The sequence below is a fragment of the Flavobacterium terrisoli genome (genome assembly GCF_030167905.1).
In the GTDB taxonomy this organism is placed as follows: domain Bacteria; phylum Bacteroidota; class Bacteroidia; order Flavobacteriales; family Flavobacteriaceae; genus Flavobacterium; species Flavobacterium terrisoli.
In genome coordinates this window covers 82,931-106,542 of record NZ_JARGNA010000005.1, presented here as the reverse complement: position 1 = coordinate 106,542, position 23,612 = coordinate 82,931, and the positions used below count along the sequence as shown (strand labels likewise).

General features: G+C 37.9%; 32 protein-coding genes. 13 read left to right on the top strand and 19 right to left on the bottom strand.

What is annotated here, in order from left to right:
- Nucleotides 1–191: 191 nt before the first annotated feature.
- Nucleotides 192–650, top strand: a complete 459-nt coding sequence (locus P1K33_RS07975; RefSeq protein WP_284652398.1) for an SRPBCC family protein — start codon at nt 192–194, stop codon at nt 648–650.
- A gap of 147 nt (nt 651–797) precedes the next feature.
- Here the strand turns inward: P1K33_RS07975 and P1K33_RS07970 are convergent, their stop codons facing one another.
- Nucleotides 798–1,217, bottom strand: a complete 420-nt coding sequence (locus P1K33_RS07970) for a lipocalin family protein (RefSeq protein ID WP_284652397.1) — start codon at nt 1,215–1,217, stop codon at nt 798–800.
- A 203-nt stretch (nt 1,218–1,420) separates the two neighbouring features.
- Between P1K33_RS07970 and P1K33_RS07965 the strand changes: the two genes are divergently transcribed.
- From P1K33_RS07965 to P1K33_RS07955, 3 genes are read left to right on the top strand one after another with little or no spacing between them, the layout of a single operon-like run.
- Complete coding sequence (locus P1K33_RS07965) at nt 1,421–1,861, top strand: DUF1801 domain-containing protein (RefSeq protein ID WP_284652396.1); 441 nt, start codon at nt 1,421–1,423, stop codon at nt 1,859–1,861.
- Nucleotides 1,862–1,894: 33 nt separating this feature from the next.
- Nucleotides 1,895–2,422 carry an SRPBCC family protein gene (locus P1K33_RS07960; RefSeq protein ID WP_284652395.1) on the top strand — a complete coding sequence of 176 codons (528 nt, stop codon included), beginning with the start codon at nt 1,895–1,897 and terminating at the stop codon, nt 2,420–2,422.
- Between the two features lie 15 nt (nt 2,423–2,437).
- Nucleotides 2,438–2,818, top strand: a complete 381-nt coding sequence (locus P1K33_RS07955; protein ID WP_284652394.1) for a VOC family protein — start codon at nt 2,438–2,440, stop codon at nt 2,816–2,818.
- A gap of 23 nt (nt 2,819–2,841) precedes the next feature.
- Here the strand turns inward: P1K33_RS07955 and P1K33_RS07950 are convergent, their stop codons facing one another.
- Together P1K33_RS07950 and P1K33_RS07945 are read right to left on the bottom strand one after the other, a co-directional pair.
- Nucleotides 2,842–3,672 (bottom strand): lysophospholipid acyltransferase family protein, encoded by an 831-nt coding sequence (locus P1K33_RS07950; protein WP_284652393.1) that lies wholly within the window; start codon nt 3,670–3,672, stop codon nt 2,842–2,844.
- Nucleotides 3,673–3,726: 54 nt separating this feature from the next.
- Complete coding sequence (locus P1K33_RS07945; protein ID WP_284652392.1) at nt 3,727–4,365, bottom strand: NUDIX hydrolase; 639 nt, start codon at nt 4,363–4,365, stop codon at nt 3,727–3,729.
- Between the two features lie 67 nt (nt 4,366–4,432).
- On the opposite strand from P1K33_RS07945, the gene P1K33_RS07940 reads away from it, so the two are divergent.
- Complete coding sequence (locus tag P1K33_RS07940; RefSeq protein WP_284652391.1) at nt 4,433–4,876, top strand: DUF4268 domain-containing protein; 444 nt, start codon at nt 4,433–4,435, stop codon at nt 4,874–4,876.
- Here P1K33_RS07940 and P1K33_RS07935 read toward each other — a convergent pair.
- Genes P1K33_RS07935 through P1K33_RS07925 form a run of 3 tightly spaced genes read right to left on the bottom strand, consistent with a single transcriptional unit; the run spans nt 4,873 to nt 6,855 of the window.
- Nucleotides 4,873–5,169 (bottom strand): DciA family protein, encoded by a 297-nt coding sequence (locus P1K33_RS07935; protein ID WP_284652390.1) that lies wholly within the window; start codon nt 5,167–5,169, stop codon nt 4,873–4,875. The genes P1K33_RS07940 and P1K33_RS07935 overlap by 4 nt on opposite strands.
- The gene (locus P1K33_RS07930; protein WP_284652389.1) at nt 5,169–5,600 is read right to left on the bottom strand and encodes a hypothetical protein; all 432 of its coding nucleotides are present in this window, start codon (nt 5,598–5,600) and stop codon (nt 5,169–5,171) included. The genes P1K33_RS07935 and P1K33_RS07930 overlap by 1 nt, the downstream gene beginning before the upstream one ends.
- Nucleotides 5,601–5,643: 43 nt before the next feature.
- Nucleotides 5,644–6,855, bottom strand: a complete 1,212-nt coding sequence (locus P1K33_RS07925) for a hypothetical protein (protein ID WP_284652388.1) — start codon at nt 6,853–6,855, stop codon at nt 5,644–5,646.
- A gap of 128 nt (nt 6,856–6,983) precedes the next feature.
- Between P1K33_RS07925 and P1K33_RS07920 the strand changes: the two genes are divergently transcribed.
- Nucleotides 6,984–8,063 (top strand): serine hydrolase domain-containing protein, encoded by a 1,080-nt coding sequence (locus P1K33_RS07920; protein ID WP_284652387.1) that lies wholly within the window; start codon nt 6,984–6,986, stop codon nt 8,061–8,063.
- A gap of 1 nt (nt 8,064) precedes the next feature.
- Here the strand turns inward: P1K33_RS07920 and P1K33_RS07915 are convergent, their stop codons facing one another.
- The 10 genes from P1K33_RS07915 to P1K33_RS07870 all read right to left on the bottom strand — a co-directional run bounded on the left by P1K33_RS07915 (nt 8,065) and on the right by P1K33_RS07870 (nt 13,653).
- Nucleotides 8,065–8,247: a hypothetical protein gene (locus P1K33_RS07915; protein WP_284652386.1), complete on the bottom strand. Its 183-nt coding sequence runs from the start codon at nt 8,245–8,247 to the stop codon at nt 8,065–8,067.
- 5 nt (nt 8,248–8,252) lie between these two features.
- Nucleotides 8,253–9,206, bottom strand: a complete 954-nt coding sequence (gene ftsY / locus P1K33_RS07910) for a signal recognition particle-docking protein FtsY (RefSeq protein ID WP_284652385.1) — start codon at nt 9,204–9,206, stop codon at nt 8,253–8,255.
- Nucleotides 9,207–9,301: 95 nt separating this feature from the next.
- Nucleotides 9,302–9,454: a DUF4295 domain-containing protein gene (locus tag P1K33_RS07905; RefSeq protein ID WP_284652384.1), complete on the bottom strand. Its 153-nt coding sequence runs from the start codon at nt 9,452–9,454 to the stop codon at nt 9,302–9,304.
- A gap of 45 nt (nt 9,455–9,499) precedes the next feature.
- Nucleotides 9,500–9,682: a 50S ribosomal protein L33 gene (gene rpmG, locus P1K33_RS07900; RefSeq protein ID WP_035126304.1), complete on the bottom strand. Its 183-nt coding sequence runs from the start codon at nt 9,680–9,682 to the stop codon at nt 9,500–9,502.
- Nucleotides 9,683–9,707: 25 nt separating this feature from the next.
- On the bottom strand, nt 9,708–9,944 hold the full coding sequence (gene rpmB / locus P1K33_RS07895; protein ID WP_284652383.1) for a 50S ribosomal protein L28: 237 nt from the start codon (nt 9,942–9,944) through the stop codon (nt 9,708–9,710).
- A gap of 72 nt (nt 9,945–10,016) precedes the next feature.
- Nucleotides 10,017–11,267, bottom strand: coding sequence for a CinA family nicotinamide mononucleotide deamidase-related protein (locus tag P1K33_RS07890; RefSeq protein ID WP_284652382.1), 1,251 nt, complete (start codon nt 11,265–11,267; stop codon nt 10,017–10,019).
- 145 nt (nt 11,268–11,412) lie between these two features.
- Nucleotides 11,413–11,757, bottom strand: coding sequence for an Hpt domain-containing protein (locus tag P1K33_RS07885; RefSeq protein ID WP_284652381.1), 345 nt, complete (start codon nt 11,755–11,757; stop codon nt 11,413–11,415).
- Nucleotides 11,757–12,368 carry a fumarylacetoacetate hydrolase family protein gene (locus P1K33_RS07880; RefSeq protein ID WP_284652380.1) on the bottom strand — a complete coding sequence of 204 codons (612 nt, stop codon included), beginning with the start codon at nt 12,366–12,368 and terminating at the stop codon, nt 11,757–11,759. Before P1K33_RS07880 ends, P1K33_RS07885 begins: the two co-directional genes overlap by 1 nt.
- Nucleotides 12,369–12,410: 42 nt before the next feature.
- A complete protein-coding gene (locus P1K33_RS07875) occupies nt 12,411–13,181 on the bottom strand; it encodes a 3'-5' exonuclease (protein ID WP_284652379.1) in 771 nt (256 codons plus the stop codon).
- A 136-nt stretch (nt 13,182–13,317) separates the two neighbouring features.
- Nucleotides 13,318–13,653: a helix-turn-helix domain-containing protein gene (locus P1K33_RS07870; RefSeq protein WP_284652378.1), complete on the bottom strand. Its 336-nt coding sequence runs from the start codon at nt 13,651–13,653 to the stop codon at nt 13,318–13,320.
- Nucleotides 13,654–13,911: 258 nt separating this feature from the next.
- Between P1K33_RS07870 and P1K33_RS07865 the strand changes: the two genes are divergently transcribed.
- Nucleotides 13,912–14,439, top strand: coding sequence for a hypothetical protein (locus P1K33_RS07865; protein WP_284652377.1), 528 nt, complete (start codon nt 13,912–13,914; stop codon nt 14,437–14,439).
- A 15-nt stretch (nt 14,440–14,454) separates the two neighbouring features.
- Here P1K33_RS07865 and P1K33_RS07860 read toward each other — a convergent pair whose 3' ends face one another.
- Both P1K33_RS07860 and P1K33_RS07855 read right to left on the bottom strand, forming a co-directional pair.
- The gene (locus tag P1K33_RS07860; RefSeq protein WP_284652376.1) at nt 14,455–15,744 is read right to left on the bottom strand and encodes a dihydrolipoamide acetyltransferase family protein; all 1,290 of its coding nucleotides are present in this window, start codon (nt 15,742–15,744) and stop codon (nt 14,455–14,457) included.
- A gap of 74 nt (nt 15,745–15,818) precedes the next feature.
- The gene (locus P1K33_RS07855) at nt 15,819–16,979 is read right to left on the bottom strand and encodes a glycosyltransferase family 2 protein (protein ID WP_284652375.1); all 1,161 of its coding nucleotides are present in this window, start codon (nt 16,977–16,979) and stop codon (nt 15,819–15,821) included.
- Between the two features lie 136 nt (nt 16,980–17,115).
- Here P1K33_RS07855 and P1K33_RS07850 point away from each other — a divergent pair, with 136 nt between their 5' ends.
- Both P1K33_RS07850 and P1K33_RS07845 read left to right on the top strand, forming a co-directional pair.
- Entirely contained in the window at nt 17,116–18,981 is a 1,866-nt protein-coding gene (locus tag P1K33_RS07850; RefSeq protein ID WP_284652374.1) for an ABC-F family ATP-binding cassette domain-containing protein, read from the top strand.
- A gap of 75 nt (nt 18,982–19,056) precedes the next feature.
- On the top strand, nt 19,057–19,827 hold the full coding sequence (locus tag P1K33_RS07845; RefSeq protein WP_284652373.1) for an O-methyltransferase: 771 nt from the start codon (nt 19,057–19,059) through the stop codon (nt 19,825–19,827).
- Nucleotides 19,828–19,887: 60 nt separating this feature from the next.
- On the opposite strand, the gene P1K33_RS07840 is transcribed toward P1K33_RS07845, so the two are convergent.
- Complete coding sequence (locus P1K33_RS07840; protein ID WP_284652372.1) at nt 19,888–20,565, bottom strand: hypothetical protein; 678 nt, start codon at nt 20,563–20,565, stop codon at nt 19,888–19,890.
- 372 nt (nt 20,566–20,937) lie between these two features.
- Between P1K33_RS07840 and P1K33_RS07835 the strand changes: the two genes are divergently transcribed.
- The 4 genes from P1K33_RS07835 to P1K33_RS07820 all read left to right on the top strand — a co-directional run bounded on the left by P1K33_RS07835 (nt 20,938) and on the right by P1K33_RS07820 (nt 23,573).
- Nucleotides 20,938–21,636, top strand: a complete 699-nt coding sequence (locus P1K33_RS07835; protein ID WP_284652371.1) for an ABC transporter ATP-binding protein — start codon at nt 20,938–20,940, stop codon at nt 21,634–21,636.
- 2 nt (nt 21,637–21,638) lie between these two features.
- A complete protein-coding gene (locus P1K33_RS07830) occupies nt 21,639–22,499 on the top strand; it encodes an ATP-grasp domain-containing protein (protein ID WP_284652370.1) in 861 nt (286 codons plus the stop codon).
- Nucleotides 22,500–22,598: 99 nt separating this feature from the next.
- Nucleotides 22,599–23,168: a cob(I)yrinic acid a,c-diamide adenosyltransferase gene (locus P1K33_RS07825; protein WP_284652369.1), complete on the top strand. Its 570-nt coding sequence runs from the start codon at nt 22,599–22,601 to the stop codon at nt 23,166–23,168.
- A 183-nt stretch (nt 23,169–23,351) separates the two neighbouring features.
- Nucleotides 23,352–23,573, top strand: coding sequence for a DUF2795 domain-containing protein (locus tag P1K33_RS07820; protein WP_002986941.1), 222 nt, complete (start codon nt 23,352–23,354; stop codon nt 23,571–23,573).
- The last annotated feature ends 39 nt before the right edge of the window (nt 23,574–23,612 follow it).

Genomic DNA, 23,612 nt, shown 5'->3' with positions numbered 1-23,612 from the left:
GTATTAAGTCTCATGCTAACCGTGGTTTGCTATCTTGTTCTCGCTTCGTTCCAAGGTCCAAAAAAAACATTTTGTAACTGAATAATTAATATTAAATTTATTGCTACTACGCAAATTCACAGAACTTTATAAACTGTATTAAGCAACTGAAATAAGAACTCAAAAGATTAATTTAAACAAATAGTAATAGTATGAAAAAGTTACAATTCACCGTAAACATCAATGCTCCTGTGACCAAAGTTTATGATTTTATGCTTGGCATCAGCAGTAAATCTACTTATGAACAATGGACAGCTGCGTTTAACCCAACATCAACCTATGAAGGAAATTGGGACAAGGGAAATAAAATTCAATTCATTGGAGTAGATGAAAAAGGAGAAAAAGGAGGCATGGTTTCGAGGATAGCGGATAACATTGCCAACCGATTTGTTTCGATCCAACATTATGGCCTTGTTCAAGCGGATAAGGAAATTACTGAAGGACCGGAAGTGGAAAAATGGGCCAACGGATTTGAAAACTATACCTTCGAAGAAAACAACGGAACCACAACCGTTACTGTTGACTTAGACACCACTGAGGATTTTTTGGATTATATGAACGAGGCCTATCCAAAAGCACTCGATAAGCTGAAAGAACTTTGTGAAAAATAACAATCTCAGGAATAACTTAAAAATACAAAGAAACAAACACCACTTATAACAGCAGTTCGCTCCCCTCTTGTGCAACAACTACACCGCATAACACAAAACAAAAATCCCCAACTTTCGAAGGGGATTCTCTTTTATACACTAACTTAATTAGTCTTTGACATAGACTTCAATAACACCATTGGCATCTTTCAATTTTAACTCAGTAAGCGTCAGGTTAACAATGTCCTGCACTTTAGTCACACCATCAAAAACAGTAGTCAAATTGTTATGTGATCTCGAATAAATTCCGGGATTAGCATCTAACGCACAGGCCGAAACGGTAGAATCATAATCACCTTTGCTAGCCGTATTGTCAATATTCAGATCCAGATAATCTTTGTTGCAGCCGTCTTCATTTTGTGGCGCATCAATCAGTGTTTCTTGTCCGTTTAAAGTTGTGCCTACCTTAGTAAGATTCCATTTTGCCGGTAAAGGCGCGAGGGTTTCGCCGTCATTATCTTTGCTACAAGAAGTGGCAAATAGTCCGATGCTTAATACTAGGGCGAGTAATACACTTCGATTTTTCATTTTAATTTATTTATAATGTTAGAGGCGAAATTAGACCATACACTCCGGAGCAGTGTTGTAGAATTATGAATATAACTTGCATAATTATTTTTGAGTTGGGTTAAATTGTTGTTTTATCAGCTTATTGTTCTCGTTGGGCATTTAGCATTTAAACATTTTTAATACATTTACTAGGAGCAAAATACCCATTAAGATTAAAAAGCATGGCCAAAAACAAAACCACAGAAACCGACGTAAACGTTACTGAATTTGTCAACAAGGTTGAAAACGAAATCAAACGCAAAGACAGTTTCAGGCTTATCGAAATTTTTAAAGCCATCACCGGAAGCGAACCCAAAATGTGGGGGCCAACCATCATTGGCTTTGGCAATTGTCATTACAAATATGCCAGCGGTCATGAAGGTGATATGCCTCTGGCTGCATTTTCACCACGAAAAGATTCATTGGTACTGTATTTTGCCACCGAATTTGAAAACCGTGATGAGTTGCTTTCGCAACTTGGTAAACACAAAAGTTCTAAAGCTTGTGTTTATGCCAAAAAACTGGACGATATTGACCTCGATGTTATGATTACGATGACTAAAAATTCGATAAATCACACCATAAAATTATACCCGGACAACTCAATGTCAAACCAAAAATAAATTCTTTATTATCAATCATAAAAACAATCAAAAATGAACACATTAATCATCATTTTATTCGTTGTGACAGGCCTAATCGTCTTGCTCTTAATCATAGCACTTTTCAGTAGAAAGGACTATAACATTAATCGAAACATAATCATCAACGCGCCGTTGCAAACAGTTTTTGACTATGTCAAACTGCTCAAGAATCAGGACAATTTCAACAAATGGGTCATGGTTGAACCCGATATGCAACGGGAATTCAAAGGAACAGACGGAACCGTTGGGTTTATTTATGGCTGGAATGGAAAAAAAGCCGGTGAAGGCGAACAGGAAATCAAAACCATCACAGAAGGAAAAAATATTGAAACAGAGATTCGCTTCGTAAGGCCTTTTGCAGGCATCGCTTATGCCAATATGATTATTGAGCCTATTTCCGAAAATCAAACCAAAGTCACCTGGAGCAATAGTAGCACCATCAAATATCCAATGAACATCATGCTCCCGATGATAGAAAAAATGCTGGCCAAAGACATGGATAACAGTTTGGACAATTTGAAAAACATACTTGAAAAATAAAATCCATTTCAACCCATGATACCAGACCAATTTGAGATCATTTTGTATGTAGCAGATCAGGAAAAAAGTAAAACTTTTTATGCCCGGCTTTTCAAATCACCAAGCCTTGATGTTCCGGGCATGACCGAATTTGATTTGGGTGCCAATTTAAAACTGGGAATTATGCCTGAAACCGGTATTGCCAAAATTATTGTGCCTAAAACACCACATCCCAATATTGGAAACGGCATACCACGATGTGAATTATACATTCGCAGTGAAAATGCCTTTAGTTTGTTTACCACCGCTTTGAATGCCGGGGCTGTTTTAGTCAGCGAATTTTCAGATAGGGATTGGGGACATACTGTTGGCTATGTCATGGATTTTGATGGACATATCATTGCTTTTGCCCAATAATTTGCAAACAAAAAAAACCCTCGTTATTGAGAGATTTGATTTTTATCGACTTGCCATTCTCTGAGTTTATTCAGTCGTTCCTGTTCTTCAATTTCCTCGGCCGGAATTACTTTTAAGAATGACGGATGCTGCTCGATGGCATATTCTACTTTTTCCACGATTTGTTCGATGGTTTCATTTTCATAATCAATCACCAAAGGTTCCTTGATGATAAACGATTGCAGAATGTTCTTCTTTTTGACACGCAGTCCTTTTTTGTCATACGCCCTGCGGAAACCGTCAATAACGATAGGCACTACGATAGGTTTGTGTTGTTTGATGATATGTGCTGTTCCTTTGCGAACGGGTTTAAAGGATTTGGTTGTGCCTTGCGGAAAGGTAATCACCCAACCATCTTCAAGGGCTATGCGGATATTTTCAGTATCATTAGGATTGACTTCGCGCTTTTCTGTGACATCTTTTCCTCCCGAACGCCAAGTTCTTTCTACAGTAATGGCTCCAACATAAGCCAAAATCCTGGGCAGCAAACCGGCTTTCATGGTTTCGCTGGCAGCTACATAATAGATATTCATTTTGGGTTGCCATAGATAGCCTACGTTTTTAATACTGTCCACGCGGCCAGAAAGGCTGGCATTGAACACGTGAAACATGGCTACTACATCGGCGAAATAGGTCTGGTGATTGGAAATAAACAAAACATTTTTATCGGGTAAGCCTTTGATGATTTCCGATCCATCAATATGCAATTCGTTAAAACCACGGTAACGACGGTGTGTGAGTACTCCGAAGATGCGGATTAACCATTTTTTGATAAAGAGTATATGACCAAAAGGATTTCTTTTAAATAATCCCATAAATTCATTTTTTAATCCCGACTATTCGGGTTGCAAATCTACAAAAACAAAAACTTATAAAACCATTTTGAGGGTTTCTTTCAACTCGCTCAACATCATAGCGGTTGCGCCCCAAACAAAATGTTCCTTCACCTGAAAACCGGGAACTTTTATGGAACCGGCATAAGAGGTAACCATAGTCATATTGACCACAATGCTGTCATCCATAAAATCGGCAAAAGGAAATTCAACCAAACCGGCCACTTCATCGTCCTGAAGCACAAACTCCAATTCGCTTTCACTGTAACCCAAATAAGGATAAACCATAAAATTACTCGGCGGAATATACACTTCGGTAAATGGGCGGATCACTTTGATATGCTCGGGATGAACGCCAATTTCCTCATGCGTTTCCCTCAATGCGGTTTCCTTTAAATCAAGATCAATGTCTTCTACTTTTCCTCCTGGGAATGCTATTTGGGACGAATGTACTCCATTGTAACTGGTGCGAAGAATTAGTGCCAAATGGGCTTGACTGTTCTTTGGATAAAAGAGCATCATCACCGCGGCCTGTTTTGGAGTGACTTTACTAAAATCTATAGCTTTGATTAAATCCAATCGGTTGGCAGGAGCCATTTTTGCATGAGCATTCGTTGCCGGTAGCTCGACATTTTGTATTTTTGGCGTGTATTTTAGGAACTCTTCAAAGTGCATGACACATAGTTTAGAAATATAAAGTTACCTTAAAAAAACAACGAATACCAATTTTTACTCCAATAAAATGTACAGCAAAGAAGAAGCCCAACGCATCAAAAAAGAATTCTGGACCGCATTTGCAGAAGCATATCCGAGAAAATGGTTGCTGTATGACACTAAGATTAAAGACGTTACTTTCAAATTCTATATCGATAATAAGAAAGCACAAGTGCTATTGGATATTGAACCAAAAGATGAAGAAAAGCGCAAAATTTATTTTGAAAAAATAGAATCACTCAAGACAATTTTAGAAGAAGAATACCTTCCGGAAGCCATTTTGGAGCGCAATTTCTATTTGGAAAGCGGGAAAGTAATCAGTAGGATTTGGGTTGAAAAATTGGGCGTAAGCCTCAACAACCGAAGTTACTGGCCTGAAATATTTGAATTTTTCAACGAAACCATGTCACAATTTGAGATTTTCTTCTACGAATATGAAGACTACATTAAAGACTTGGAAACCAATACTTAGCGAAGGATTATATCCTTTACAACTTCCTTGCGGAGTTCTTCATTAATCATCGTAATGATTTTCTGTTTGCCATAACTCAACTCTTCGCGCAAAACGGCTGAAGTCAGCGAAACATAAAGTGTCGAACCTTTTAGCGCCACTTCTTTGGTATAACTGTTAACACCATTGCCCATCAGCGATTTCCAGGCTTCCTGAACATCTATTTTGTCTATTCCGGCTTGGAGTTTGTTGGTTTCAATAAACGCTTTTAAAACGTCGCTTATCGAACTTTCGTTGCTGAGTCGTTTTGCCATTAGTGTATAGAAAAAGGTTTGAACTTTTTATAAGTGTAAATTAGGTTCTGTTTGTTTTTTAAAACCAAAGTCGAATCTTCCAACCTAAGAATCTCTTCGTTCCATTGGCCATAATCGGTTTTGCATTCTATGAAATAGGCATTGTCAACTTCAAAAACCTTTAACTTTTCTTTGATCCCGTTGGTTTTAAAAGTCCCGTCAAATTGCGGCATTACTTTTTGGCGAAAGCCAACTTTATCTTTGAGTTCAAAGAAATCGATGGTTTCATTGACTTTGTAATCTTTGGTTTCACCATTAGCCAAAGTCACTTGCTTGATTTCCCAATAACCGTTGAGTTTTGACAAATTTTCCTTTTTGACATCGCCATTACAGGACACAAGCGTAAGCGAACCGGCGAAGCAAACCAACAGCAAAAAAAAGATTCTTTTCATCAACCCTATATTTAGTAATTACAAGTTTGGGACTGCTAATTTACTAATTAAAAATGTATCTCAAGTTGAGTCCGATTTTATTATATTTTACAGTGAAGTCGTATCCTAACTCTCTAAAAACAGTCTTTTGAATGTCAAATTCTAAATCAATTCCATATTTGCCTTTGTATAAATAGCCCAGACCCAAACTTGGAAAAAAATCAATTTCACTATAATTAATGTTGTATTTGGTTTCGTATGAACCCGAACCATTGGTTACTCTTTTAATGAGTGTACCTGTTACTTTTGGGCTGTTTACTCCTCCGGCGCCGCTTACAAATATTTTATGATTATTATTGATTTTGAAAGTATATCTTATTCCGAAAATCAAATCAAATGCTTTGTAATTGGCATCATAGATGTTTTCGTTTAAATTAAAATCCATCGCTGAATAATGGCTATCCCTGAATTCGGCATTCACTGATTCAAATTTTAATTTGCCGAAAAAAGACAGTTTCTCCGAAGGTGTAACGACTTCAAATTCGCCACCAAAACCAAAACCAAAAAACTCGGAATCAAATCGGTTGACACCAACCATTGCAATTATATTAATATCAACTTTCTTTTCAAATTTATTTTTATACACTTTAAAGTCACTGTTGTTGCACTTATTGAATTTTTCAAAAATTGGCAGTAATTTTTCTTTTTCGTATTTTAAACTTACATATTCATTAAAAGTCTGGCTTTCACATTTTACTTCCTTAAAGAGTGTCTCTTTGTAATCATTATTCTCTTTTATTGTTTCACCACTGATATATTTCTTATATGTCAATTGTGATATACTGCTGCCTTTGCTTTTTAGGCTATAAAAATATTTAAGGTCATTGCCTCCATCATAGGAGTAAAGCGTAGCTTCACCTTCTATTAATACGTTCAGGAACAGAGTAACGGTTTTTAACTGAAGTTCTTTCTGATAGGTAAAGTCTTTATGAAAACTCATGTCGTCCATCTGAAAAGTAGCTTTTTGAAACTTTAACTCTTCGCCTACGCCAAATTCAACAATTTCGTCCGTGCTCAATTTAACAACTTCCTCTTTTAGATCTTTTTTGAAAGTTAATTTTTCTGTTGCATTTATATTTTCAAAATTTACAATCTGCAGATAACCCTCAACTTTTACTCCTTTACTGTTAATGTAATAACCTTTTTCGAATGCATCCTGAGCAAAACTTATGGAAGTCATCAAGAAAAAAAACGCGCAACATAAAATGTTCTTCATACAATGATATTTAAATTTAAAGTTAAATGTAATATTTTTATGTTTAAAATTATTCTAAATAAAAAAGATAATTCTTATTCCCATTAAACCTTTCTGTATATTTAAAGTCCTAAGTCAAATTCCAAAATATGAAAAAGATATTCTTACTTGCCTTTGTTTTACCCATTATGGTTAGTTGCAGTTCAGATTCCTCAGAAGGTGAACCGGTTGTTGAGCAAATGTACTTTCCTCCAAATGACGGAAGCAATACCTGGGAAACCAAATCTATTGCCAGTTTGGGCTGGAATCAGAGTCAGGTTCAACCACTATTGGATTATCTGGAACTGAAACATTCCAAATCATTTATCATTTTGGTAAACGGAAGGATTGTGATGGAAAACTATTTCAACGGACATACTGCAACATCTCCATGGTATTGGGCAAGCGCCGGAAAAACCCTGACTTCCACCGTAACCGGAATTGCTCAGGATGAAGGAATCTTAAACATCAATAATAAAGTTTCGGATTATTTAGGAACCGGTTGGACCAGTGCACCATTAGCAAAGGAAAACATGATCACCTGTAAAAATCTATTGTCGATGAATTCGGGATTGAATGATGCTTTGGGAGATAATGTTGAGCCTGCCAACCTGCAATATGTCGCCGATGCCGGAACGCGTTGGGCTTACCATAATGTGTATGTCAAATTACAGGATGTAGTGGCACAGGCCAGCGGACAAACCTGGGTCAATTATTTCAACATCAAATTAAGAGACAAATTAGGCATGACCGGTGGCGCATGGATTGACAGTGGTGACGGTTTAAGCGTCTATTGGAGTACCAGCAGAAACATGGCTCGTTTTGGCCTGATGGCTTTGAATAAAGGAAAATGGAACGGAACTACAGTAGTTAGTGAAACTTACTTTAACCAAGCCTCGAATACTTCTCAGAATATTAATTTGGGTTATGGCTATTTGTGGTGGCTAAACGGTAAAGCAAGTTATCATTTGCCGGGATTGCAATTGCAATTTCCTGGAACATTGATTCCAAATGCGCCAAGTGATATGTATTGCGCTTTGGGGAAAAATGATCAGAAAATCTATGTGATTCCAAGCAAAAAAATGGTTATTATCCGGATGGGTGATGTCGCGAACCCTGATAATCCAACTTTTGCTTTATCAGGATTTGATAATGAACTATGGGATAAAATCAATGATTTATATGAGTAAACTATTTTTTGTTGAGCAAACGGATAACACCATATACAAACAACAGAAAAGCGATAAGACGCAATCCCATAAAGATATTGGGAAGTGGTTTTTCTATAAAATAACTCAATGCCGCAATCCCAAGGCTGATGGCGATTAATTTTATTGGGGCTGTTTCTCTAAAGAAAGATAAAACTTTATTCATACTTTTTATTTAAAAAACGAATCTACGAATTCAAATTTATTAAAAACCTGCAAATCTTCAATACCTTCACCTACTCCAATGTATTTTACCGGTATCTGAAACTGGTCTGATATCCCGATAACGACTCCGCCTTTGGCAGTTCCGTCTAACTTGGTTACCGCAAGACAGGAAACTTCTGTTGCCGCTGTAAACTGCTTGGCTTGTTCAAAAGCATTTTGACCGGTTGAACCATCCAAAACCAACATTACATCATGTGGCGCATCTTCAACCACTTTTTGCATCACACGCTTTACTTTGGTCAACTCAGCCATCAGATTCACTTTATTGTGTAAACGACCCGCAGTGTCAATTATTACAACATCGGCGTTTTGCGTTACCGCACTTTGCAGCGTATCAAAAGCCACCGAAGCAGGATCGCTTCCCATTTGTTGTTTTACCAATGGAACGCCAACTCTGTCAGCCCATATTTGCAATTGGTCAATCGCTGCTGCACGAAAAGTATCGGCTGCACCCAAAACCACTTTATAACCTGCTTTGTTGAATTGGTGTGCCAGTTTTCCAATCGTAGTTGTTTTACCAACACCATTAACGCCAACGACCATCAAAACATAAGGTTTTTTATTGGCCGGAATGGTAAATTCACTTTCTTCACCTGATTTGGTTTCCGATAATAAACCGGCGATTTCCTCGCGAAGAATCAAATTCAGTTCATCAGTTCCTAAATACTTATCTTGAGCCACACGCGCTTCGATTCTTTCGATGATTTTAAGCGTGGTATTCACACCTACATCAGAAGACACAAGCACTTCTTCCAAGTTGTCTAAAACCTCATCATCAACTTTAGATTTTCCGGCAACGGCTTTGGTTAATTTGGAAAAAAAGGAAGTTTTAGTTTGCTCTAAACCTTTGTCCAGGGTTTCTTTTTTTTCGGAGGAGAATATTCTTTTGAAAAAACTCATTATAGTGGGTTGTAAATTCGAATTTGTTCGGCAAATATAAAAATAAAAAAGCTACTTCCGAATGAAAGTAGCTTTGATATATAGCGTTTGTTGAATTATTTCTTGTTAAGGAAACTATCTACTTCTTCCGGTGTCATAATGCTTTCCTGGAAAGTATATGCACCTGTTTTTGGAGATCTAACCATTTTAATAGCTTTGGTTAATCTTTTTGAAGCTGTTTGTAACGTTGCAACGGTTTTCTTTGCCATGACTTATATTGTTTATTATGAAATTTTAAATATTAAAACCTCTAATTATTTAATCTCTTTGTGAACAGTCATTCTTTTTAAGATTGGATTAAATTTTTTAATCTCTAATCTGTCCGGAGTATTCTTTTTGTTTTTGTTTGTAATGTAACGAGAAGTTCCAGGAAGACCTGTTCCTTTGTGCTCAGTACACTCTAAAATAACTTGTATTCTATTACCTTTCTTTGCCATCTTACTTATTTTTTATTTGGATAGATTATTTAATAAATCCTTCAACTTTTGCTTTTTTCAAAACAGCAGCCAATCCATTTTTATTGATTGTTTTAATTGTAGACGCAGCTACTCTTAACGTAACCCATCTGTCTTCTTCAGCAAGATAGAAACGTTTTTTAACTAAGTTAACAGAAAATTTTCTCTTAGTTTTGTTCATAGCGTGAGAAACGTTATTTCCTACCATCGCTCTTTTACCTGTAAGGTCACAAACTCTTGACATTATGCTTTTCTTTTATCGTTATTCAAAATCAGGGTGCAAACTTACGCAAAATAAATCATTGTAACAAAAAAATTATTGCAGATTTTTTAAAATTTCTTTTTGCAACAATTCCAGCGCTTTGTTTGCCGTTCTATCTATCACTTTTTCACGGGGTTGGCCAAAATTAAATTCGGACACCAATACTTCACTCGGTGTGGCCAAAGCAATAAAAACTGTGCCCACTTCCGCTTTTCCCGGTTCAGAAGCTGGTCCGGCGTTACCGGTTGTGGCCAAAGCATAGTCCGTTTTCATGATTTTCTGAATGTTGAGCGCCATAGCCGAAGCCACTTCCGCACTGACCACATCATGCGCCTTAATCAGCTCAGAGTCAATGCCTAGCACGTTTATCTTGGCTTCCTTGGAATAACTGACCACACTTCCTCGGAAATAGTTGGAAGCACCGGCTACTGAGGTCAACATTTGCGCTATTTTTCCACCGGTACAGCTTTCGGCTGTAGCGATGGTTTTTCCTTGTTCGGTAAGCATTTTTCCGATTAAAACCTCGATGGTTTCGTCATCATCAAAACCAACGATGATATCGCCAATGATTTTGGTCAAAGCCGTTACATTTTCCTGAATGGCGCTTTCCAAAATGGCTTTATTTTCTCCACGAGCAGTTAATCTTAAACGCACTCTTCCCGGGCTGGGCAAATAGGCCAATTTGATAAAATCAGGTAAATTATTTTCCCAGTCTTCGATGCGTTCGGCGACCAAACTTTCGCCTTGTCCATAAGTTAAAATGGTCTTGTGAACGATGTATGGCCTTTTAAATTCGGCAACGATTTTCGGAATCAATTCTTCATTGACAATGCCTTTCATTTCATAAGGAACGCCGGGCATCGAAACAAAAACCGTTTTGCCTTTTTGCATCCACATGCCTGAAGCCGTGCCATAATTATTTTTTAAAACCTGCGCTTTGGAAGGCAACAACGCCTGGTCTTTGTTGATTTGCGTCGGATTGAAATTCAGCTTGGCAAACAACGCCACGATATGGTCTTCGACAGCTTGATTTCTAACGAATTCGTCTTCGAAATAATCACAGAAAGTGAGTTTGGTGATATCGTCTTTTGTTGGTCCCAAGCCGCCGGTAATGATGACAAAGTCAACTTTGTCCTGTAAGGCTGCGAAAGTATCTAAAATGTGCTGTTTATCATCGGATATGGAAAGCATTTCGTGGGTTTGTACCCCAATTTTATCTAATGCTTTGGCGATATAACCCGAATTGGTGTCAACAATTTGCCCGATGAGTATTTCGTCGCCGATGGTGACTATGGTTGCTTTCATCTCGATTAAGGATTTAGGAATTTTGATTTAGGATTTATGGAATCCAAATCTAGCCCCGATTGTAGAGAAAATCCTTTTAAAAGGATTGTAACGAAAAGCGGGAATTACCATTGCCGATAATTCCCGAACTGTTCGCTTCTAAATTTTAAACTTCGAAATCTTTCTTGATTTCTTTAATCGCTTTTTCAACCTGACTCTGAATGCTGGCAAACGTGTCGTTGATTTCTTTGCGTTTTCCTTCTCTTTTGGTCCAGGCCTCGACTTGAAGAATTTCTTCAAAAGCCACTGACATGCCCAATAAATCAAGCGTTGGCTTTATCTTGTGTGCATAGGCATAAGCCAATTTATGATCTTTTTCTTTGATTCCTAAATCAATTTGTTTCATGTCTTCCGGCACTTCGGTGACGAACAAATTGATAATTTGCATCACAAATTCGGGATCATTGTCTGAAAGTGCATAGACTTTCGCAAGGTTGTAGTTTATTGCCATTATTTAATGTGTAATCTTAATACTTTTTTATTGTCTATAAATCCTTCGAGGATATCGTTTGGTGCCACTTTGGCTACTCCTTCGGGCGTTCCTGTAAAAATAATATCTCCTTTTTTCAGGGTGAAATACTGTGAAATATGTGAGATAATTTCATCAATCTTCCACAACATGTGGCTTGTATTTCCTTTTTGAACGGTTATTCCGTTATTGGTCAGTTCAAAAGTAATATTTTCCACCGAATTAAAATTATTTATCGGTGTAAAGTCACCAATCATCGCTGAACCGTCAAATCCTTTGGCAATTTCCCAAGGTAAACCCTTCTCTTTCAGCCTGTTCTGCAAATCTCTGGCCGTAAAATCGATACCCAATCCTATCTCATCATAATACTTGTGCGCGTACTTGGTGTCTATGTATTTACCTACTTTATTGATCTTGACCAAAATCTCTACTTCATGGTGAATGTCATTGCTGAATTCGGGAATTACAAACGGTGATTTCGCCGGTAAAACAGCCGTATCCGGTTTTAAAAAGATGACAGGTTCATCGGGGCGCTCATTATTGAGTTCCTCTATGTGTTTGACATAATTTCTTCCGACACAGATAATCTTCATTTTTAAAGTAACTGAGCAGCTGAGTCACTGAGTGGCAGAGCTTTATTTTGTGTTTAATTTTCTTAATTTAATTCCGGTCAAAACCTTTTTAGTGTACAATGGAAACTCGGCATTTTGAATCCAACCAAAATAACCCGGTTCTTTGTCTAAAACCTCATCCACCAAAGCGCCTTTGTGTTTGCCAAAAGTAAATATCTCCTGGCCTTCCGCATTGAGTGCAATAAAACCGGCAAAATCAACTGATTTTTTACGGGTTGTAAATTCGGAAAGTGTTTTCATGTCATTCTCCAAATCTTCATATCGGTCTAATTGTGCTTTCAGGATTTCGTAAGTCGCCATCGTATCTGCTTCCGCACTGTGTGCATTTTCAAGGCTGCCATTGCAATAAAATTTATAGGCCGCACTCAACGTTCGCTCTTCCTTTTTGTGGAAGATCGTCTGTACATCAACCGAAACGCGATTCTTCATATCAAAGTCGACTTCGGCGCGTAACAGTTCTTCTGCCAACAATGGTATATCAAATCGGTCAGAATTAAATCCGGCCAAATCTGAATCCTTAATCATGTTGTGGATTTGGCCTGCAAGTTCCCTGAAGGTTGGCTCATTAGCCACTTTTTCATTAGAAATACCGTGTACTGCTGTGGCTTGAGGCGGAATTGGAATGGTAGGATTCACCAGCCAGGTTTTGCTTTCTTTATTTCCGTTAGGATAGACTTTGAAAATCGAAATTTCTACGATTCTGTCTTTGGCGACATCAATTCCGGTGGTTTCAAGATCGAAAAAGCAAATAGGTCTGTTGAGTTTTAATTCCATTTTTAAAATTTATGCTCACAAATATAAAATATTGAAGTTACCGTTTATCGATATTTTAATAAAGATTTATGATTTGACTATAAAAAAACCCTTTCTGTTTTCGAAAGGGTTGATTTATAATTATTTGAACTCAAAACTATTTGGGCGAATCAAATTTATTAATCAGCAAATCCATTTTTTTGTGAAGGTCTTCAAAGAAATGATTGGGCGCTTTGATAATGATTTCGAAACCATCATTTTGCGGTTCAGCTTTAGAAACCACTTCAATACTGTTGCTTTGGTTTTCTTCGAATAAATAATCAATAGAAATCTCGAGCGCATCGGCCAGTTTTTTGATATATTCATGCTTGATGCTTTTGCCTTGTTCCCAGTTGCCAATGGTCACCTGGCTGACACCAACAGCATAAGCCAATGCTTCCTGTGATATTTTTTTCTTTTCTCTAAGGTATCTGATTTTGGTTCCGGTCGTCATAGTGCAATAATAAGTGGTTAAAAGTGGTTGAGAATGGTCGGTGTTGCGTGACAACTATATAATAACGAGAGATTTACCATTTTAGTATATGATTTGTCCTGTTATTTTAATAATAAAACTTTTAACAATTAGCGGTTCTCTTTTGGAGATTACCACTTTTCTTTTAGGAATTTAGGCCTATTCATCGCAACTTTACGCTACTAATCTTAAACTAAAAAAGGATGGACAGCTTTACGTAATCTCAAAACCACTTGTATAATGAACCCAATTGTAAAACGTAAAGCACCAAACAAATTCAAATCGGCATTGACAGTATTATTAGCATTCCCTATGATGTCTTTTGCCCAATCCGACCTTACTGCCATAGTTAAGGGCAGCGAAATATTAGTCAGCGGCCTAATCACCATTTTCTCTTCTTCCAAAAAACACACCAACGCTATGACCGTGGAGAGTGTTTGCATCAAAAACAAGATGTCGGAGAAAATTACCATTGTCATTACGCGCCAAACCGAAGAAGGAGAAGAAATCAAAAAAGAATTGGTGATCCAAAAAGACAGTAAAGAATGCTTCTATCAGTTGCCCAAAGGCGTTTACTCCTATGAGATCATTTTGGCCAATGAAGAAGTCTATAAGAAAGGTGAATACCTGTTTAAGGACAAAACCGTGATTACCTTAAAAGATGAAGTAAAAGAAGTTCCCAAAGAGGAGCCAAAAGAAACCGAACCAAAAGAAACCGAACCAAAAGAAGAGCCTGCAGTAACAGAAGCAAAAACCCCGACTGGTTAGTCGGGGTTTTCTATTTTAATATTCTCTGTTGGTATCAAACGCTTCCAGATATTCAGCTACTCGTTTTACAAAGCTTCCGCCCAATGCACCATCTACAACCCTGTGGTCATAACTGTGCGACAGGAACATTTTTTGACGGATTCCGATAAAATCACCTTCCGGAGTTTCAATTACCGCAGGCACTTTTCTGATGGCACCCAAAGCTAAGATTCCTACTTGTGGCTGGTTGATAATTGGCGTTCCAAACACCGAACCGAAAGTTCCAACGTTTGTCACCGTATAAGTTCCGCCTTGCGTATCGTCTGGTTTTAGTTTTCCGGCTTTCGCGCGATTTCCTAAATCGTTTACGGCTTTGGCCATGCCAACCAAGTTCAGCTGGTCTGCATTTTTAATTACCGGAACGATTAAGTTTCCATTTGGCAATGCAGCCGCCATACCCAAGTTTATATTTTTTCTTTTTATAATAAAATCACCATCTACCGAAATATTCATTCCAGGGAAATCTTTCAGCGCTTTTGCAACCGCTTCCATAAAGATTGGCGTAAAAGTTAACTTCTCACCTTCTCTTTTCTCAAAGGCATTTTTAACGCGATCTCTCCATTTTACAATATTGGTCACATCCACTTCGATAAACGATTGCACGTGCGCCGAGGTTTGTACCGAAGCGACCATATAACCGGAAATCAGCTTGCGCATTCTGTCCATTTCCACAATCTCGTCTCCGCCGTTTACAGAAACCGGAACGGCTTGTGCAGCAACAGGAGCTGAAGCTGGTTTTGGAGCAGCAACCGGAGCAGCAGCTGGTTGGCTTCCTCTATTCTTGATATAATTTAAAATGTCTTCTTTGGTTACTCTTCCGTCTTTTCCTGAACCGGCAATGTTTTCCAATTCCGTAAGCGAAATCCCTTCAGCCGTAGCAATGTTTTTGACCAATGGCGAGAAGAATTTATCCGATGATTTGAAATCGGCAGGTGCGGCAGTGGCTGCGGCAACTTCAACTGTTTTGGCAACTTCTGCAACCGGTGCGGCAACAGCCTCAGCCTTTGGCGCTTCAACAGCTCCGCCTTCTGTTTCGATAATCGCAATGGTCTGACCAACTTTTACCACATCATTTACCTGGAATAAAATCTCGGTTAAAACACCCGAAACTTCACTTGGTACTTCGCTATCTACTTTGTCGGTAGCGATTTCCAAAACAGCTTCATCGGCCTCAATTTTTTCGCCAACGCTTTTCAACCAATTGGTAATTGTTGCTTCTGCAACGCTTTCTCCCATTTTGGGTAATTTCAATTCAAACTTTGCCATATTGATAATCTAAAGTTGTATTTTGTTGTTTCGACTGCAAAATTAATAAAAGAAAAAGCGATTTTCGTGTTTTTCTATAAATTAATTACTTCTCCTCTATCGTTACTGCTGTTGCTTCCTATGATGAAATTGCTTTCGATGGGTAACAATTTAAAAGTAAGCGAGTTATTGTTATTCTCTTCCAAAAAAGCGATGGCCTGTTTAAAACCGGTATAATTGGTATCTAAAATTACCTCCGCATTTCTGTACTTCGAAATCGTTTGCGAAATTACTATTTTCCCGTTTTCCAATTGCGTTCTTTCGATACTTTTTTGCAATTTAAGGGCTAATTTTTCCTTTACCGCTTCATTATCAGAAACTAAAATGTATTGATTGGGTTTGGCTTTGACTTTGGCTTTTCCTTTAAAAAGCTTGACTATCGAAAAATAAAACGCACCAAATCGCGCCATCAGGTTAAAGAATACCGATTGTTTGAAATGTTTTTGGTAGAAAAAATTCATAAACTCTCGGAAATGCTTCATATAGGTCGCATCCTTTATGGTGCTTTCACCTTTGTAATGAATCACGGTTGTTTCGTGGAAATAAAAGTTCTGCTTTTGCAATAACAAAGCCCGATACGACAAATCGATATCGTCGGCATACATAAAACAGTTTTCGTCAAAACCTTCCAAGGCATTATACAATTCGCGTTTCATGACCATAAAAGCACCGACCAGAATATCCACTTTTCCGGTTTGATTTTCGGTTAGATGCTGGGCATAATATTTATTAAACAGCAATGAGTTTGGGAAGATTTTATACAGTCCGAAAATCTTGGTAAACGCCACCCAAGGTGTTGGAATGCCGCGTTTGCTTTCCGGCAGAAAGTTTCCGGTTCCGTCAATAAGCTTACAGCCAACAATTCCTAAATCGGTTTGGTTTTTGGCGAAAGCCAAGACTTTTTCAAAAGTATCTTCGCTTACAACAGTATCGGGATTTAAGATGCACAAATACGCACCTTTGGCTTCTTTAACCGCAATGTTATTGCCTTTGGGGAAACCAGAATTTTCTTTGTTCTCAATCAATTTTATATGAGGAAAACGCTGCTTCATCATCGCGCAACTGTCATCGGAAGAATTGTTGTCGATGACAATGATTTCGGCCTCCAGGTTTTGAATGGCTTTTTGCACACTCAAAACACACTGCTCCAAAAAGAAGCGCACATTATAATTAAGGATGATGACCGATAGTTGCATTGGGCAAATATAATAGATTGTTAGATTATTAGATGCGGCTGCGCCTTTAGATTGTTAGAAATTTGAGTTACTTTTGCCGAAAAGTTATGGTTTCCATTTAACTCATAACTCATAACTTATAACTTATACCTCAAAAGTGAATTACCTTTCAGTAGAAAATATATCGAAGTCCTTTGGCGAAAGAACCTTGTTTGCTAACCTTTCCTTTGGCATCAACAAAGACCAGAAAATTGCCTTTATTGCCAAAAATGGTTCGGGAAAAACCCAAATCATGAGAATGATCAATGGCGATGATGAGCCTGATACGGGACAAATCGTGCTTCGAAAAGGGTTGAAAATGGCGTTTCTGTCTCAAAACAATATGCTTCAGGAAGAACTGACGATTGAAGAAAGTATTTTTGCTTCGGACAACGAAATCCTGCATGTGATTGAGCAATACGAAAAAGCGTTGGAAAACCCCGAAGATGAAGAGAAATACCAATTGGCTTTTGACGAAATGGACCGCCACAATGCCTGGGATTTTGAAACGCAATTCAAACAAATTCTTTCCAAATTAAAACTAGACGATTTAAAACTGAAAGTAAAATCACTTTCGGGTGGACAAAAAAAACGTCTGTCTTTGGCCATTATCCTGATCAATCGCCCTGATTTACTGATATTGGATGAGCCGACGAATCACTTGGATTTGGAAATGATTGAATGGCTGGAAAGTTATTTTGCCAAAGAAAACATCACGTTGTTTATGGTAACGCACGACCGTTTCTTTTTGGAACGCGTGTGTAATGAAATCATAGAACTCGACAACGGAAAATTATACCAATACAAAGGTAATTACTCTTATTATTTGCAAAAAAAAGAGGAACGCATCGCCATGGAAAACTCTACGATTGACAAGGCACAAAACCTTTTTGTCAAAGAATTGGCTTGGATGCGCCGCCAACCGAAAGCGAGAACGACCAAATCAAAATCGCGTCAGGATGACTTCTACAAAATCAAGGAAGTTGCCGAAAGCCGAAGAAAAGAAAACGTAGTCGAGCTTGAAATCAACATGGAGCGCATGGGCAGCAAGATTATCGAGCTGCACAAACTCTACAAAAAATTCAAGGACAAGGTTATTTTGGACAACTTCACCTATGACTTCCAACGTGGTGAACGCATAGGTATCATTGGTAAAAACGGTACCGGAAAATCGACTTTCCTGAATATCTTAACCAAAACCATGGTTCCCGATGCCGGAAAAGTAGTCATTGGCGACACCATAAAAGTGGGCTATTATACGCAAAGCGGTATCAATCCGAAACCGGGACAAAAAGTCATTGACATCATCAAAGAATATGGCGAATACATTCCGCTGACGAAAGGGAAAATCATTTCGGCTTCGCAATTGTTGGAACGTTTCTTATTCGATGCCAAAAAACAATACGACTTCGTAGAAAAATTAAGCGGTGGCGAATTGAAACGACTGTATTTGTGCACGGTGCTAATTCAAAATCCAAACTTTTTGATTCTCGATGAGCCGACGAATGATTTGGACATTGTGACGTTGAATGTTTTGGAAAGCTTCCTATTGGATTATCCGGGCTGTTTATTGGTGGTTTCTCACGACCGTTATTTTATGGATAAAATTGTGGACCATTTATTCATCTTCAGAGGCGAAGGACAGATTGAGGATTTCCCCGGAAATTATTCCGATTTCAGGGCGTATGAAGATTCGGCTGAGCCAAAAGGTTTGTCAAACGTTTCTACAGAAAAGGTCAATTGGAAACAAAACAACCCAACAACTTCGGGCTTGAATTTCAACGAGCAGAAAGAATTCAACAAAATCGAACGCGAAATCAAGGATTTGGAATACGAGAAAAAGCAAATCGAAAACCTCTTCGCCGAAGGTAAAGTAGCTGATGCTGATATCACGAAGAAAGCCAACGAACTGCAGGCGATTATCAATAAATTAGAGGAAAAAGAAGAACGTTGGTTTGAACTTTCATCAAAAATGGAACTTTAATTGTCAATCCGAGCGCAGTCGAGGAATCTCATAATGAGATTTCTCATTACATTCGAAATGACATAGATTATTAAGATGTTACAACTCATTAAATCATATCTCAACTTCCTTTGGCACTCCAAAAACGAACATGGAGTCCATTCGCCATTTGTGTTTGATTTGGTGACCAAATGTCTTTATGACAAGAAACTATATCCTGAATATTTTATTCTGAAAAAGTACAGGAAATCACTTTTAGAAAATAGCAACACAATTGAAGTAACCGACTTTGGTGCCGGTTCCAAAGTTTTCAAAAGCAACACCAGAGCCATCAATCAAATTGCCAAAACTGCGGGAATTACGGTGAAGCGAGCGGAATTATTGTTTAGAATTACCAACTATTTTCAACCTGGCAGCATTCTCGAAATTGGAACTTCATTAGGATTGGCGACTGCTGCCCTTTCACTAGGAAATAAAAATGGTCAAATCACAACATTGGAAGGTTGTTCAACCACTTTGGCTGTGGCCAAAAAACAATTTGAGGAATTTGAATTTGAAAATATAAATTCGGTAAATACTGAATTTTCAAACTATCTGAAAACTGCGACTGACAAGTGGAAACTTATTTATTTCGACGGCAATCATTCAAAACAAGCCACGCTGGAGTATTTCGAATTGTTATTGCCAACGATTACTAACGAAACTGTTTGGATTTTTGATGACATTCATTGGTCAGCAGATATGAAAGATGCTTGGGAAATCATAAAAAACCATCCGAAAGTGACCGTCACGATTGATACTTTTCAATGGGGATTGGTGTTCTTCAGAGCCGAACAGGAGAAAGAACATTTTGTGATTAGGGCATAAAAAAAATGACAACCATCCCTGATTGTCATTTCTTCCGAATCAACAATTTAATTCAAATAATTATTCTTTAGCTTCTTCATTTTCTCTTGCTTTCGCTCCGATTCTGTTGGTTTTAAACATTGGAGAAAATTTAAACTTAATAGAAGCAATTTTACCATTGTCCTCTGAAGATAATCCTTCTTTTTCAACGGTATTTTTTCTACTATCCAAAGCTTCATACAACAATTTTATTTCATCATAATCTTCTCTGGTAAAATCTTCTTTATTGGCTTTATAAGAATCATAGAACTGTTGGTAAACGTCTAAGATATTGTCTTTATTTACCCAACTGAAATTCATGTCTTCGCCCAATTTACCTGCACCGAATAATCTGTCTCTCAACAACTGATTTGGATTGACTGTGACTTTACTAGTTTCTTGTTTGGCCACAACAGCATCTTTAAAACCAACATAGGTTACAGAAGCAACATCAACTCTCGCTTGTGTTTTTTCTTTGGCTTCCTCTTCTTTCAAATTGGTTACAGCTTCATTAGCTTCTGCAATTTTTCGGTCATAATCTTCGGAAATTTTATCCCAGTTGGCTTCCATTTCGGCTTCATTTACCGTTTTCAAAGAATCGATATAACTTTCCAGAGCTTTTACTTTTTGCTCTGCCAATTCACTTTCTTCGTTTTTACAGGAAACAAATCCCAAAACAACCATCGAAAGCAATCCTAATCTTATTGCATATTTTTTCATAATAACATAAGTTTTAATGTTTGTGTAAATTTACATCACTTCTAGAATTGACGGGTTACACATTTATCAGGAAAAATTATATAATTCCATCGCTTCACTTGCAGCTTCTTTGCATTTAGTCCCGAAACAATGTAACAAAAGGCTATTCGAGCCTACTCATAGCTATACTTAAATTTAACCGTTATGGAAATTCAGGGCTTTTTAAAATCGAAATTCTTTAAGGTATTATTACCGATGATCATTTTGCTGTTAGTCTTTTATATTGCGAAATCCGGATACCAATTTGGAAAATGGCTTTACTTGGCTATCAATTAAAATAATTATCCTACTTTTAAATTCTGAAATAAACTCTCCAAAAATCGAACATCAAAAATGGCAAATCCATTAATCAACATAAAGAACCTCAAACGCGATTTTCAATTAGGCAGTGAAACCATTTACGTTTTAAGAGGCATTGATTTACAAATCAACAAAGGCGAATATGTCGCACTTATGGGACCATCAGGTTCGGGAAAATCCACACTGATGAACCTTTTGGGTTGTTTGGACACGCCTACTTCAGGAACTTATGTTTTAAATGGCAAAGATGTCAGTCAAATGCATGACGATGATTTGGCCGATATCCGAAACCGGGAAATTGGTTTTGTATTCCAAACCTTTAATCTTTTGCCAAGAACAACCGCATTAGACAATGTAGCCTTGCCGATGATTTATGCCGGATATTCCAAAAGCGAAAGAAATGTACGCGCTACTGAAGTACTAACACAAGTCAGTTTAGCCGACCGTATGGACCACCAACCGAATCAACTTTCGGGTGGACAACGCCAGCGTGTGGCTATTGCCAGAGCTTTGGTCAACAAACCTTCTATCATTTTGGCCGATGAGCCAACCGGTAACCTCGACAGCAAAACCTCTGTCGAAATCATGAACCTGTTCAATGACATCCACAAAAATGGTAACACGGTGATTTTGGTAACCCACGAAGAAGACATCGCCAAATATGCCCACCGTATTATCCGTTTGCGCGATGGTATCATCGAAAGCGATAATCCAAATCCGGATCATTTGTAAAAATGAAAATTGCCTTATTAACTTGTAAAAAGTTCCCTGATTTATACGATACCGATCAGCTTTTAATTCCGGAATTAGCCAAACACGGTGTTATTGCTACTGCTACTGTTTGGGATAATCCAACCATCATTTGGACCGATTTTGATTATCTGATTTTCAGGAATACCTGGGATTATTTTGAAAAAGAAGAACAATTCAATGCCTGGCTTGATTACATTCAGTCTTCGGAAATTAAAACCCTGAATGCCATTGAAATCATTCAAAAGAACAAACACAAATTTTATCTTCGGGATTTAGAAAACCAAGGCATTAAAATACTTCCGACTGTTTTTATAGACAGGACCACGAGTTTAGATTTAGCCAACATCATTCCTGAAAACTGGTCAAAAGCAGTCCTGAAACCGGCTTATTCAGGCGGTTCTTATCTTACGGAGGTTTTTGAAATAGCGCAACTGGAACAAATCAACACGCTATACCAGCCAATAGCCGCTGAAAAAGAATTACTGCTGCAAAAATTCATGCCCGAAATAGTGACTGAAGGAGAAACTTCTTTTATTTTCTTCAATAAAAAATTCTCGCACTGTGTCAATAAAAAACCTGCCAATGGTGATTTCAGGGTGCAAATCCAATTTGGCGGAAATTATTCAGCCATTCAGCCAACACAGGATTTAATTCATCAGGCACAAAAAGTGGTTAATACATTTAAAGAAAAACTACTGTACGCCCGTGTTGATGGCATTGTCATTGACAATCAACTTTACCTGATGGAAGTGGAATGCATCGAGCCCGATTTGTATTTTAACCACAGCAAAGGTTCACAACAACGCTTTGTTAATGCTATTTTAGATTTAATCTCAAAATAAAAAAATCTCAGTACCTTAGCGCCTTAGTACCATTAAAAAACGAAACGAGCCTCAATGGCGAGTTGCATCGAATACCAATGACAAATAAAATCTAATGAGATGAAAGTCTACACCAAAACCGGCGACAAAGGAACCACCGCACTTTTTGGCGGAACCCGTGTCCCAAAACACCATATCCGTATCGAAAGTTACGGCACTGTTGACGAACTCAATTCCCATATCGGACTGATACGCGACCAAGACATCAATCCATTGTATAAAAACATTCTGATTGAAGTCCAGGACCGCTTGTTTACCGTTGGTGCCATTTTGGCCACACCACCCGAAAAAGAAACCCTAAAGAACGGTCAACCGCGATTAAACATCAACCGCATTTCCGAAGAAGACATTGTTCTTTTGGAAAATGAAATTGACAGTATGGAAACCGCGCTACCACCTATGACACACTTTGTCTTGCCAGGCGGTCATACTACCGTGTCATATTGTCACATTGCGCGCTGTGTGTGCCGCAGAGCCGAGCGTTTGGCGGTACATTTACATGAAATTGAGCCTACCGATGAGCAGGTTATCAAGTACCTGAACCGACTTTCTGACTACCTTTTTGTCTTGGCACGGAAGTTGTCTTTTGACCTTCAAGCGGATGAAGTAAAATGGATTCCGAGGAAATAGAAGGCAGATTTCAGAAGGCAGAAAGCAGAAATTTTAATGATGTATTTTTAATACAATCTGACATCTGAGGTCTAAAATCTGTGGTCTAAAAAGACGTTCTTAACTTTTTTTTAAAATAAATTGATTTTTACTTGACTTTTTCAGTATAAAATTTATTTTTGCATAAACTAAAATCGACAGAAGATGTATTGGACATTAGAATTAGCATCCTATTTAAGTGATGCACCTTGGCCAGCTACCAAAGATGAACTTATTGATTATGCTATCAGAACCGGTGCTCCGCTTGAAGTAGTGGAGAATTTACAATCTATAGAAGACGAAGGTGAAATTTATGAATCTATGGAAGAAATTTGGCCGGATTATCCAACAGACGAAGATTACCTTTGGAACGAGGATGAATATTAAAAAATAAACGATTACACCAGAAAAAAAGTCCATTTAGGG

Excerpts from the sequence above, each read along its gene's own strand:
- P1K33_RS07955 (WP_284652394.1), top strand. The coding sequence starts at position 2,438 with ATGATACCAGACCAATTTGAGATCATTTTGTATGTAGCAGATCAGGAA.
- P1K33_RS07825 (WP_284652369.1), top strand. The coding sequence starts at position 22,599 with ATGAAAGTCTACACCAAAACCGGCGACAAAGGAACCACCGCACTTTTT.
- P1K33_RS07945 (WP_284652392.1), bottom strand. The coding sequence starts at position 4,365 with ATGCACTTTGAAGAGTTCCTAAAATACACGCCAAAAATACAAAATGTC.
- P1K33_RS07930 (WP_284652389.1), bottom strand. The coding sequence starts at position 5,600 with ATGAAAAGAATCTTTTTTTTGCTGTTGGTTTGCTTCGCCGGTTCGCTT.
- rpmB (WP_284652383.1), bottom strand. The coding sequence starts at position 9,944 with ATGTCAAGAGTTTGTGACCTTACAGGTAAAAGAGCGATGGTAGGAAAT.
- P1K33_RS07830 (WP_284652370.1), top strand. The coding sequence starts at position 21,639 with ATGAAAATTGCCTTATTAACTTGTAAAAAGTTCCCTGATTTATACGAT.
- P1K33_RS07920 (WP_284652387.1), top strand. The coding sequence starts at position 6,984 with ATGAAAAAGATATTCTTACTTGCCTTTGTTTTACCCATTATGGTTAGT.
- P1K33_RS07925 (WP_284652388.1), bottom strand. The coding sequence starts at position 6,855 with ATGAAGAACATTTTATGTTGCGCGTTTTTTTTCTTGATGACTTCCATA.
- P1K33_RS07875 (WP_284652379.1), bottom strand. The coding sequence starts at position 13,181 with ATGGAATTAAAACTCAACAGACCTATTTGCTTTTTCGATCTTGAAACC.
- P1K33_RS07870 (WP_284652378.1), bottom strand. The coding sequence starts at position 13,653 with ATGACGACCGGAACCAAAATCAGATACCTTAGAGAAAAGAAAAAAATA.
- P1K33_RS07880 (WP_284652380.1), bottom strand. The coding sequence starts at position 12,368 with ATGAAGATTATCTGTGTCGGAAGAAATTATGTCAAACACATAGAGGAA.
- P1K33_RS07860 (WP_284652376.1), bottom strand. The coding sequence starts at position 15,744 with ATGGCAAAGTTTGAATTGAAATTACCCAAAATGGGAGAAAGCGTTGCA.
- P1K33_RS07970 (WP_284652397.1), bottom strand. The coding sequence starts at position 1,217 with ATGAAAAATCGAAGTGTATTACTCGCCCTAGTATTAAGCATCGGACTA.
- P1K33_RS07965 (WP_284652396.1), top strand. The coding sequence starts at position 1,421 with ATGGCCAAAAACAAAACCACAGAAACCGACGTAAACGTTACTGAATTT.
- P1K33_RS07905 (WP_284652384.1), bottom strand. The coding sequence starts at position 9,454 with ATGGCAAAGAAAACCGTTGCAACGTTACAAACAGCTTCAAAAAGATTA.
- P1K33_RS07975 (WP_284652398.1), top strand. The coding sequence starts at position 192 with ATGAAAAAGTTACAATTCACCGTAAACATCAATGCTCCTGTGACCAAA.
- P1K33_RS07855 (WP_284652375.1), bottom strand. The coding sequence starts at position 16,979 with ATGCAACTATCGGTCATCATCCTTAATTATAATGTGCGCTTCTTTTTG.
- P1K33_RS07940 (WP_284652391.1), top strand. The coding sequence starts at position 4,433 with ATGTACAGCAAAGAAGAAGCCCAACGCATCAAAAAAGAATTCTGGACC.
- P1K33_RS07890 (WP_284652382.1), bottom strand. The coding sequence starts at position 11,267 with ATGAAAGCAACCATAGTCACCATCGGCGACGAAATACTCATCGGGCAA.
- P1K33_RS07840 (WP_284652372.1), bottom strand. The coding sequence starts at position 20,565 with ATGAAAAAATATGCAATAAGATTAGGATTGCTTTCGATGGTTGTTTTG.
- P1K33_RS07935 (WP_284652390.1), bottom strand. The coding sequence starts at position 5,169 with ATGGCAAAACGACTCAGCAACGAAAGTTCGATAAGCGACGTTTTAAAA.
- P1K33_RS07915 (WP_284652386.1), bottom strand. The coding sequence starts at position 8,247 with ATGAATAAAGTTTTATCTTTCTTTAGAGAAACAGCCCCAATAAAATTA.
- P1K33_RS07845 (WP_284652373.1), top strand. The coding sequence starts at position 19,057 with ATGTTACAACTCATTAAATCATATCTCAACTTCCTTTGGCACTCCAAA.
- P1K33_RS07835 (WP_284652371.1), top strand. The coding sequence starts at position 20,938 with ATGGCAAATCCATTAATCAACATAAAGAACCTCAAACGCGATTTTCAA.
- P1K33_RS07865 (WP_284652377.1), top strand. The coding sequence starts at position 13,912 with ATGAACCCAATTGTAAAACGTAAAGCACCAAACAAATTCAAATCGGCA.
- P1K33_RS07960 (WP_284652395.1), top strand. The coding sequence starts at position 1,895 with ATGAACACATTAATCATCATTTTATTCGTTGTGACAGGCCTAATCGTC.
- P1K33_RS07885 (WP_284652381.1), bottom strand. The coding sequence starts at position 11,757 with ATGGCAATAAACTACAACCTTGCGAAAGTCTATGCACTTTCAGACAAT.
- rpmG (WP_035126304.1), bottom strand. The coding sequence starts at position 9,682 with ATGGCAAAGAAAGGTAATAGAATACAAGTTATTTTAGAGTGTACTGAG.
- P1K33_RS07950 (WP_284652393.1), bottom strand. The coding sequence starts at position 3,672 with ATGGGATTATTTAAAAGAAATCCTTTTGGTCATATACTCTTTATCAAA.
- ftsY (WP_284652385.1), bottom strand. The coding sequence starts at position 9,206 with ATGAGTTTTTTCAAAAGAATATTCTCCTCCGAAAAAAAAGAAACCCTG.
- P1K33_RS07820 (WP_002986941.1), top strand. The coding sequence starts at position 23,352 with ATGTATTGGACATTAGAATTAGCATCCTATTTAAGTGATGCACCTTGG.